Genomic DNA, 10,343 nt, shown 5'->3' on the forward strand with positions numbered 1-10,343 from the left:
CCGCCCATGCCCCACCTCTCATCCCCCAGCAGGCGCGCCCGCATCATGGTCAGCCGGCAGCGCAATCGGCGTTGCCGCGCAGATGCTGCGCAGGGCCTGCTTCAAGCCTTCCTCCATGGTGGGATGGTAGAACGGCAGCTCCAACAGCTGGCTGGCCGTGCAGCCGGTTTCCACCGCCCATGCCAGCAGGTGGGCCAAGTGCTCGCCCGCAGGTGCCACCAGGTCCGCACCGATCAGCTTGCCTTCTGGTGCCGCCGCATACAGCGTCAGCGTGCCTTCGTTCACGCCTTCCACGCGGGCACGGCCTTGGTCGTCAAAATCAGCGTTGCCGGTCACCGCTCCCTCGTCTTCAGACTGGCCGATGCTGGCCACCGGCGGATCGGTGAACGTGATGCTCAACGCCACGTGCCGCTTCACGGTGATTTCTGCTGGCAGCGCCGCAGCATTGCGGCCGGCAATGGCGCCATCGCTCGATGCCTCATGCAGCAGGGGCAGGTCGGCGGCGGCGTCGCCAGCCAGGAAGATGGCGTTGTCACCGCAGCGCATGGTTTCGCGCGTGTGGCAGGGCACGCCGTGCTTGTCCAGCGCCAGATGTGCCTTGTCCAGGTCCAGGTCATCCAAAGTCGGCGGCCGCCCCAGTGCTGCCACTACGTAATCCACCTGCACGCTGCCGTCTGCCCCGTCCTTGTTGCTCCAGCGCACGTGCACGCCTTCAGCAGTGCGCTCGGGGTGTACGTCCACGCCGAGGTGCACGTCCATATCCCGCTGCAGCACCGCCAGCAACGCGTCGTGCACGCGCGGGCAGCGCACCTTGGCCAGCGAGGTGTCCTTGCCCAGCAGGGTGACCTGCACGCCCAGCCGGGCCAGCGCCTGGGCAAATTCCAGCCCCACCGAGCCGGTGCCTACCACGGCCACGCGTTCGGGTAGCTGCTTCAGTTCGAACAGGCTCTCGTTGGTCAGCACCCGGTCGCCCAGTGCTTCAAAGGGCGGGGGCAGGGCAGGGGCCGACCCGGTGGCGATGACAATCGCGCGCGCCTCTATCCGCCGGCCGTCGTCCAGTACCAGCGTAGTGGGGCCGGCAAACCGGGCGCGGCCGGTCAGGCGGGTGGCCGGGTCCAGGTCCTCAATCTGCTTGCGGGTGAGTGCAGCAAAGCGGTCGCGTTCGTCGCGCACGCGCTGCATCACCGCCGGGCCATCAATCTGCAGGCCCTCCACGCGGATGCCAAACAGGTCTGAACGGCGCACGCGCTCGGCCTGCTTGGCCGCGGCCAGCAGCAGCTTGGAGGGCATGCAGCCCACGTTGGCGCAGGTGGTGCCGTTGAAGTGCGGATCGATGAGCAGGGTGGAGGCGCCGTTGCGGCGGGCGGCGCGCTCTGCCGCAAGCCCGGCAGTACCGGCGCCGATCACCGCCACATCGCAGTGCAGGGGCGTGCTCACGGGGCCGCCGGCAGGGTGATGGATTTGACGTTGACGAATTCCTTCAAGCCCTCCGGGCCGTGCTCGCGGCCGTAGCCGGAGGCCTTCACGCCGCCAAAGGGCAGGGCGGGGCTGGCCACGTTGAAGGTGTTGATGCACACCATGCCGGTGTCGAAGTAGGTGGTGGCCAGTTCGCGCGCGCGCTTCACATCGCGGCTGAAGATGCCGCCGCCCAGGCCGTAGCGGCTGTCGTTGGCAATGCGCAGGGCGTCTTCATCATCCTTGGCTTTGATGATGGCGGCGGCGGGGCCAAACAATTCGTCCTCGTAAGCCACCTGGCCCGGCGCAACATCGGCCAGCACCGTGGCGGGGTAGAAGCAGCCGGTCCGGTCGGGTATCTCGCCACCCACCACCAGTCGCGCGCCCTGGGCCACGCTCTTGCTGACCTGCTCGTGCAGGGTGTCACGCTGCGCCTTGGAGACCATCGGGCCGAGCTGGGTGCCTGCATCGTTGGGGTCGCCCATGCGGATCTGTGCAAACTGCTTTGCATAGGCTTCAACGAAGGCGTCGTAGTTCTTTTCGGTCACGATGAAACGCTTGGCGTTGACGCAGGTCTGGCCGTTGTTGAACAGGCGGCCCTTGACGCAGGTCTTCACCGCCAGGTCCAGGTCGGCATCGTCCAGCACCAGGTAGGCGTCGTTGGAGCCCAGTTCGAGCATGGTCTTCTTCAGCGCCTTGCCGGCCTTCTCGGCCACGGTGCGCCCGGCCTTCTCGCTGCCGGTCAGGGTGACGGCGCGCACCAGGTTGTGGTCGATGATGGCATCAGACTGGTCGTGGCTGATGAGCAATACCCCGAACAAGCCCTTGGGCAGGCCGGCTTCCTCGTACAGGTCGCGCAGGAACAGGCCGCTGCCGGTGCAGCTTTCGGCATGCTTGAGCAGTACGCCGTTGCCGGCCATGAGGCTGGCAATGGAGTAGCGCACCGCCTGGTAGGCCGGGAAATTCCACGGCTGGATGCCGTACACCACGCCGATGGGCGCGTGGGTGACGATGCCGGTGCCATTGGCTGAAGGCCGCTCTTCGTCCGCCAGTACCTTGGGGCCCTGCTCGGCGGTGTACTTGCAGATGGCCACGCAGAGATCCACTTCGCTGCGGCTGTCGCCAATCAGCTTGCCGACCTCGTTGGTCATCAGCTGGGCGAAGGCTTCCTTCTTTTCTTCCAGCTTCTGCGCAATGGCCGTTATGACGGCGGCGCGCTCGTCCAGGCTGCGCAGGCGCCACTGCAGGAACGCCTCGTGGCTTGCCTTAACGGTGTCTGCTGCCTGGGCGTCGGACATGTATTGGTAAGTGTCCAGCACCTGTTCGGTAAGTGGGTTGATGGTCTTGATCTGGGAGTCGGTCATGGTCGGTTCGCCTTGGGGGGAGAGGGGTAGCGTAGTAAAGGGGAGGTGTCAGCCGTAGCGGCGGTGGTGGCGGCGCAAGGTGCCCTCCACGTGGCGCAGCGCCTTCAGCATTTCGTCATGCCAGCCAGTGGCGGGCAGCTTGCGCACGGCCGAATGGGCGGCGCAGACATAAGGGGTGCCGGCCCAGCGATCGGCCAACGCGCGCGCCCAACGATCAAACGCCACTGCAGCGCCGGCCCGCGCCTGCAGCGCACGCGGCAGCGTGGGGTGGAACTTCAGGCGTGACTGCGGCAGCCACCTGCCCAATGCCCCGGGGACCGCCAGCACATTGAGCGTGTCATCGACATGCACGATGCCACTGCGGCGATGGCGGACCAGCACCGAGCTGGCGTGCACGCTTTCGTTGGCCGGCACCAGATCCAGGCCGGCGGGTACGGAAAAATCCAGGTCATCGGCAAAGTCGGCCTGGGCGGCGGGGTCTTCAATCACCTCGGGGTCCCACGGCAGATGCGCCGCACGCTGCAGGTGGCGGCGGGTGCCGATCAGGCGCGCGGCGGGCAGCAGCTGGTGCAGGGGCTCGCAGTGCAGGGTGTGGAAGGGATGCACGTTGATGATGGCATCCACCAGCGTGCCGCCCGCGGTCAGGCCAAGCAGTGCCTGGCGCTGGGCCTCGGTGGGGGAGTAGCTGTCCAGAACCAGGAAGCGGCCGTTGGTACGGCGCACGACTGAAAGCTGGGTGCCCAGGTCAAGCAGCCCAGCCACCTTGAAGGTGCCGCGCAGGTTCCAGAAATCGTTGGCGAGTTGCTGCATCAGGAGTGGACCGCGCGAGGGCAGATGAGGGGGCACTCGATCCTGCGCATCCGGCGATTCCAGCGGCGTGAACGCCGGTGATGGCCATGTCAGGCTGTACGAGCAGCAGCCACGCATGCCTGCGCGGACGCCACGCCCCCCACCTGCTACCATTCCCCCGCTACCCAGCCAGCCCACCCTGCGCAGACAGTTGCAGGGCGGGCCGTCGCAGAACGGCCCAGCGAGCCAGGACACCCTCCCGTGCCCTTTCAAGGATGCTCGCATGACCCGTCATTCCGCTTTCCGCTCGGCCGCTCTGGCCGTTGCCATCTCGCTCAGCGTCGGCGCCCCGGCCGCATTTGCCGATAACGCGACCGCAGCACCCGCCGCCAGCACCGCCGTGCAGCGCCAGGCCATCGCCCAGGGCCTGTACGAGCTGGCCTACAGCCCCACCCAGAACGCCGTGTTCGTGGCCTCGTCCGGTGGCTTCGGCGACAACGCCGGCCCGTCCCAGGTGCTGCGCCTGGACCCGGCCACGCTGGCCGTGCAGGCCCGCATCCCGCTGGAGCGCAAGGGCTTCGGCGTGGTGCTGGATGACGCCCACAACCGCCTGTATGTCGGCAACACCGTGGACACCTCGGTGACCGTGGTCGACACCGCGCAGAACAAGGCCATCGGCACCGTGCAGCTGATGGAAAAGAAGGTGGGCAAGGACGGCAAGGCCGGCTACACCCATGACCTGCGCGAGCTGGTGGTCGACAGCGCCGCCAACCGCCTGTATGTCACCGGCCATTCCGGCGAGGGCAGCGTGCTGTTCGTGGTGGACACCACCACGCTGAAGCTGATCGACACCATCCCGGGCCTGGGCAAGGCGAAGGCGCCGGGCCTGGCGCTGGACGCAGCCAACAAGCGCGTCTACACCAGCAACCTGCTGGCCGACCTGGTGGTGGTGGGTACCGATTCGAAGAAGGTGGTGGCCCAGCACAAGATCGCCGCCGAGCAGCCGATGAACATCGCGCTGGACCCGGACGGCAAGCGCCTGTTCGTGACCGACCAGGGCTCAGCGATGATCCGCGACTATGTGACCAAGAGCAGCGAGGGCTTCGTCAGCAAGCACCCTGGCCAGCGCGTGCTGGTGCTCGACCGCAGCACCGGCAAGGAACTGGCCAGCCTCCCGACCGATGCCGGCCCGCTGGGCATCCTGCTGGATGCACCGCGCAAGCGCCTGTACGTGACCAACCGCGAAGGCGGCACGGTGACCGCCTATGACAGCGCCAGCTACAAGAAGGTGGCCAGCTATGCGGTGCCGACGCACCCGAACAGCCTGGCGCTGGATGCGAAGAACAACGTGTTGTTCGTGAGCATCAAGAACGGCGAGAAGGATGCCAAGGGCTCGGAAGAGAGCGTGGCGCGCATCCAGCTGTAAAGCGGTAGCGCCGGGAAATGCCTGGCGATGAAGGAATGGGTAGCGCCGGGCCATGCCCGGCGGCTTTTACGCGGCGTAGCGCCGTGGATCCCGGACGCGCAGTCAGCGCTTAATTACTCTCATTGGCGTCGCACTGCGCCAGACAGTTTCCACTGCGGTCCAGGATCGGTCGTACAGGCGAGTCATGGCGCTGCACACTCCAGACCATGTTGAGGCCATCGGCCGAAGACCCCGGGTAGGCGAGCCAAGTTCCCTGCGAGTCTGGTATCAGCGCAGGATTCGTACGGAACGCCTGTGCGCAGTGTCCGTGGATGTAGGCGGCTGAAGCACTCTCCAGAGCGCTGGGCTGCTCCCACACGCTGTATATACGGTTGTGGAGCACTGGGCAAAGCTCATCCTTTCCAGTGACCAATGCATAGCGTGACGTGGCAGCAATGCGCGAGTTCGTGTTGAAGTTCTTCCCTTTGCGAAGGGCCGGCTTCGGTGGCATCCGATAATAAACGTGTGCCCTGGGCCACAACCGGACGTGCGACAAGCGAATTTCCATCAACTGTTCGCCGATGGCGTCGCCCTCATTGCTGTCCACTACTATGCCCTGGCGGTCGAAGACAAAATAACGTTCTACATCCGGTGCCGCCGGGTGGCTTGAAATAACGATGGATCTAAAGGGCCATTCCTGGACGGGGATATAGCTGAAAAGATAGTCCTCAATGATGCCGTTCAGGCTGAGAATGTGCTGCCAATGCGATGCGTCATCAGGCAGAGGGACATGACGGTAGTCGTCATGGCCGATACCCGTGCATCGCACCATACTGCCCCCCGCAACGATATGGATCGTTGCCGGAGCGGGGGGGCAGACGAACGAGGGAGCTTCTGTGCTCGCGTTAGCCGCAATTGGGTGGATAAGGAAACCCAACAACAGGGGCCAGTGCAGGAGCGATTGGTACTTCATTGGCTGGTCCACCCTCTGGATACAGGCATCCCAGGGCATGGCGTTAAGGTCCGCGGTAAAGCGGAGTGCACTGTGCCACGCAGTCACCACGGCTGTTACGCACCGGTTGCTCTGGCTCATCATGGCGTTGAAAGCTCCATTCAAATGGTTGCAGGTGGTAAGAAGGGACGCGATATGTGTAATAAACCTGTAGCTCCTGATCAGAGCCGGGCTTAGGCACCACGTGTCTTTCTGCATCTTTGCAGTGGCCGTTGATGTACGACTCAAATGCCTCGCTAAAGTTATCACCATCATTCCATTCGGTAGATCCGGTCTCATCCAGAGCAGGACAAAGCATCCGGCCATCAACCACCAACGCGTGCCTGGCAACATCCATTGTGAGCGCTCCGTCTTCCAGGAAACTGCTCTCGCTGTCATTGTCGGAGGCACTCAGACGGTAATACACATTCGCTGTTGGCCAGATCCGAAGGCCGGATTGCCGGACCTCTGTCATGTGCTGACCGACAGCATCGGCCTCACTGGATTCGACTATTCGGCCCGCACGATCAAAGACGTAAAAATACTCTTCGTCATGAAGGGCGCTTTTTGTGGAAATTGAACGAAAGGGCCAGTCCTGCACGGGATGATAGGATCCAGCGCCTTCGGGAGGCTTATCCAGGGAGCCGAAATTCAGTTTCCAGTGAGTTTCGTCATCGGGTGGAGTAATGTCGATCAAGAAATGCGAACCATTGGCGATCGGGCACCGGTACATGCGCCCGTCAGCAGTCTCTACGATCACGCTTGATGACGAGCACAACGCCTCCTCAGTGGGTCGCCAGTCCTCGGCGACCGCCAAGGAGATTGCCAATGCGGGAATCAGAAATTCCATCATATCTGCCCCTCCCGTGAGCAGGAGCTTTCTCGGGCGAACGTGCGAATGGAGGCTTTCGCTGACACAAAACTCACCAAGTGTAGTTTGGAAGAGATTCTTTCCGGGCAGTCGGAGGTGCCGGGAGCGCAGCCGGGTAATCGGTGGGAATCCATCAAGACGCCTGTAGGTGCTAGAAAAAAGGAATTGCGATCATGTTCATGGGCGGTGATCCCGTGGTTATGGGATTCGCCTCGCGTGTTAGGGCAATTCATAAGCTGAGCATGAAGAAGCAGAGACGGCGTAGTCGCCAAAGCCGTCAGCGCGAGGTAGCCATGCCATTGGATCTCCATGCAATTCAAGGCGGTGCCCACCTTTACGAAGGCATCTGCATTGCCGGTAGAACATCAACCCAACGCCGGCGGCGTCTGGTCTGCGGCCCAGATCCAGAAGGTGTCACCCCAGTCGCCGTTGACGTCGGGAAGCACATCACCTTCCTGGAACAAGCGCCTCATGCCTTGGGCGGGGCTGTACCACCATCCCGCTTGCGGGCAGGGTTGCCCTGCGGGCACCCTCGAAGGTCGTTGCGGCTGTGCTGATGTACAGTGCCGCGCGAAGTCGGCCAGATCCTTGGGGTAGAACGGCATGTTGCGGTAGCTGGCGTCGTCAATGCCCAGAACCACTGTGGTGGCCGCAGCCTCCCAGGACCAGTAACCGTAGAACGTGACACCACTGCCTTCGTGCTGGTCGATGTAGGGCTCGCGGCGGCTGTGGTGGTACCAGTTGTCCAGATAGTCGACCATCAGCGCGGGCCGCTGCGTAGGCTCGGCAGCAAACACCTTGAACAGACGCCGGTACGGCAGATGGCGGGTGGCTTTGTCTGGGATGGGCCGACCGGGTGCCCACTGGGCCACCAGTCGCTCCAGCAGACCGTCGTGAATGCCCAGCTCGGCGTTGACGTAGTCCAGGAATGCCATCACGCGTGGCATCTTCTCCGCGTTACCGGTCAGCAGGCCGAAACAGACCAAGCGCAACGCGACGATCCAGTAGCTGGGGGAGACCAGTGGAGCGTGCGGAATGATTCTGCCGGAGGTGTTCTCCTGCGAATCATGATAAGCCGTGTGAATACGCCCATATTCTTCAGCCCACTCCAGTGCATATGGCCAGACGTCGGCCAATTGCTGGACGGGAGCACCGGCGGAGTACTGAAGACTCATCCAGCCAAACGTACTCCACAGACGTTGCTGGGTGGACATCATCATTCCCCCCCTGCGTGCCCGATCTGCGTACTTCGGCAGATCCATAGTTACCATCGCGATGCCACCAAGGTGGTCATCAAAGCGCGTGGCGTACATTTCATGGCGCAGATACGGCTCGCGTCGGGCGTCAAACGCAGTCTCGGAAATCTTCCAACGATTCCATTCCTTCCAGTCGGGGATAGGCAGGTTCATGGTCAGAGTCACTCAAGTACCAAAGTATTGGGCAGGATGAATTCGGTCGCGATCTGGTGGCTCGCCGCGCTTTTGCCACACCGGCCAACAGCGGGCCCGCGTGCCTTGTCGTGCAGATTGTGGTTGGGCCCAACCACGGTGATGATGCTGCGGTCGTAGGGACACTTGATCAATGCTTTTGACAACCCGCCTTCGTCATCCATCACTGATTCGGCGCCGAGCTTGAACTCGTTGAGTTTCCACTTCTCGATTGCGGGTACCAACTTCGCAGCATGCGGATCCGCCAGCTCCGCGCTCTCAATTCTCTCGGCGATCCAGGCGTGACTCATCTGGACCCCGGTTTCCGTCTTCTTACTATTGACCGCACCACGCGCTTTGGATTCATCCTCCTCGCCCAGATAGGCATCAATGCCGTACTCCAGCGCTTCAAACACCGCGCGGGCCGTTTCCAGCTTGTGCATTGGCCCGGATGTTCCCTTTGTATCGCTGATGCGATAGCCGTTCGGTAGGCGGCGGCCGTACCACACATGGTCGATACCGTTATGCCCCGGCTGATGCATTTCGTACAGCACGCCTTTATGGTTCACTTTGCCGCGGCTGCCCTGCCGGCGTACGTAGTAGTAATCGGCAATGTGCTCACCCGACGCGCCAGTGCGCGATTTTGGCCCAGGGGACCGATCACTTTGTCGCTTGGTCGCCGTGGCTGATCCGCTGGCCGGGGTGGGCGTGCCGGCCGATGTCTGCCGCACCGCGCCACTACTGGACGTACCCGGTGTGGGGATACGAATTGCGCCGGGGCTGATGGGTGCGCTGGCGGCGGTGCTGGGCAACGGGTCACGCAGTGCCGTGGTGTGAAGCGATCGCAGTTCTGCCATCGCGGCATCCACCTGCCTGCTGGCCGCATCACCTATCTGCCGGAGGCGGGCCACCAATGCCTGCAGTCCCTTGCGATCGAGGATGTACTGGGTTGCACGACGCTCGAGCACCTCGATCATGCCGTTGATGATGCCGGTGACGTTGTTCTTGGTCTGCTGTGTATATGTTGCCCAGTCGAGCGTGCGGAACCAGGTATCGACGTTGCCGCGAAGATAGTTGGGCAGACTGTCGAGGATGCGCCCCATCCTTTTGCCGGAGCGCATCATGATGAATGCGTTCTTGATGGCATCGCCGAAGCCGGGAATGATTGCAACCAGTGACAGCACCAGTGAAATCCAGTGCTCGGTGTCACCGGGATTTTTGGTCAGCATCCAGAGGCTGCGCAGGATGTTGTAGACATCAATGGCCTGGCCAACGTAGGGAATGAAGCCAAGAACCACCGACACCACCATCTGGGCGATGGAGGCACCGCGCCCCTCCACTACTTCCTGTATCCAGGTGAGAATTTCGGCCAGCGTGTCCTGCTCGGCCTGTTGCAGTGTGGGCGCGTCGCTCATGCGTTGCTCCCGCCCGACAGAGATTCGGGGAGGATGACCTCTACGTGCTGCCCCGGATCGTTGCGATCGTCAATGCTGACAGGAACATCCTCGTCGTATGCATAGCTGTCGAGGCGATCTTCGTAGGGCACATCGTCGGCGCTGCTTGCCGCCACTTCATCCGGGAAAAAGTTGTCTTCCATATAGTCGTCTTCAGCTTGGGCGTACTGGGCCAGCGAGGCGCATGCCTCCTCCGCAGAAGTGGGTACAAAACCGAACAAGGGATTGGCCGGCCGAGGATGACGCGCTACGACGTCGCTCTGGTCATACCCCAGGAAAAGCTGCCCGGGCCCGGGTGGATTGTGTACGCGAGCCACGCCCTGCTCGTCGAGCGTTCCCTCGGCACAGGTGCCATTGTCGAACTGCAGCCGGAACGGTGCACCGTTGATGGGCTTGAGATCGGAGTACGTGTACCTGAGCTCGAGCATGCGGGGCGACAGGCCGGTCGGCAGTGCGGTGAGTGCAGTCGCATTGAACTCTCCCCCCAAGAACGCATGCTCCCCCGCCTTCACCTTGAACTCGCCCGGGCAGCTGAACGTGATGTTCCCGCCTTCCAGCGTGATCGCACTGCTGCCGGCCTGCAGCAC

Annotated in this window: 9 protein-coding genes; 1 reads left to right on the forward strand and 8 read right to left on the reverse strand. The window is 62.9% G+C overall.

The features are described 5' to 3' along the window. Window positions 1–18 precede the first annotated feature (18 nt). Genes QMZ26_RS13635 through QMZ26_RS13645 form a run of 3 tightly spaced genes read right to left on the reverse strand, consistent with a single transcriptional unit; the run spans window position 19 to window position 3,629 of the window. Window positions 19–1,437, reverse strand: a complete 1,419-nt coding sequence (locus QMZ26_RS13635) for a dihydrolipoyl dehydrogenase (RefSeq protein ID WP_283221788.1) — start codon at window positions 1,435–1,437, stop codon at window positions 19–21. Continuing rightward, window positions 1,434–2,819, reverse strand: a complete 1,386-nt coding sequence (locus QMZ26_RS13640; protein ID WP_283221789.1) for an NAD-dependent succinate-semialdehyde dehydrogenase — start codon at window positions 2,817–2,819, stop codon at window positions 1,434–1,436. Before QMZ26_RS13640 ends, QMZ26_RS13635 begins: the two co-directional genes overlap by 4 nt. Before the next feature lie 48 nt (window positions 2,820–2,867). Next, the gene (locus tag QMZ26_RS13645; protein ID WP_283221790.1) at window positions 2,868–3,629 is read right to left on the reverse strand and encodes a hypothetical protein; all 762 of its coding nucleotides are present in this window, start codon (window positions 3,627–3,629) and stop codon (window positions 2,868–2,870) included. Between the two features lie 262 nt (window positions 3,630–3,891). Here QMZ26_RS13645 and QMZ26_RS13650 point away from each other — a divergent pair, with 262 nt between their 5' ends. Then, a complete protein-coding gene (locus QMZ26_RS13650) occupies window positions 3,892–5,034 on the forward strand; it encodes a YncE family protein (protein ID WP_108745821.1) in 1,143 nt (380 codons plus the stop codon). Between the two features lie 109 nt (window positions 5,035–5,143). Here the strand turns inward: QMZ26_RS13650 and QMZ26_RS13655 are convergent, their stop codons facing one another. The 5 genes from QMZ26_RS13655 to QMZ26_RS13675 form a co-directional block, all read right to left on the reverse strand. Further along, window positions 5,144–5,986 carry a hypothetical protein gene (locus QMZ26_RS13655; RefSeq protein WP_283221791.1) on the reverse strand — a complete coding sequence of 281 codons (843 nt, stop codon included), beginning with the start codon at window positions 5,984–5,986 and terminating at the stop codon, window positions 5,144–5,146. A gap of 43 nt (window positions 5,987–6,029) precedes the next feature. Next, window positions 6,030–6,854 (reverse strand): hypothetical protein, encoded by an 825-nt coding sequence (locus QMZ26_RS13660; RefSeq protein WP_283221792.1) that lies wholly within the window; start codon window positions 6,852–6,854, stop codon window positions 6,030–6,032. A gap of 386 nt (window positions 6,855–7,240) precedes the next feature. Beyond that, window positions 7,241–8,284: a PoNe immunity protein domain-containing protein gene (locus tag QMZ26_RS13665; protein WP_283221793.1), complete on the reverse strand. Its 1,044-nt coding sequence runs from the start codon at window positions 8,282–8,284 to the stop codon at window positions 7,241–7,243. An 8-nt stretch (window positions 8,285–8,292) separates the two neighbouring features. Continuing rightward, window positions 8,293–9,717, reverse strand: a complete 1,425-nt coding sequence (locus QMZ26_RS13670; RefSeq protein WP_283221794.1) for a hypothetical protein — start codon at window positions 9,715–9,717, stop codon at window positions 8,293–8,295. Beyond that, window positions 9,714–10,343: DUF2345 domain-containing protein (locus tag QMZ26_RS13675; RefSeq protein WP_283221795.1), on the reverse strand; the 630-nt coding region annotated here is incomplete at its 5' end. The genes QMZ26_RS13675 and QMZ26_RS13670, both read right to left, overlap by 4 nt.

It is taken from the genome of Stenotrophomonas sp. PFBMAA-4 (genome assembly GCF_030053215.1).
Lineage (GTDB): Bacteria > Pseudomonadota > Gammaproteobacteria > Xanthomonadales > Xanthomonadaceae > Stenotrophomonas.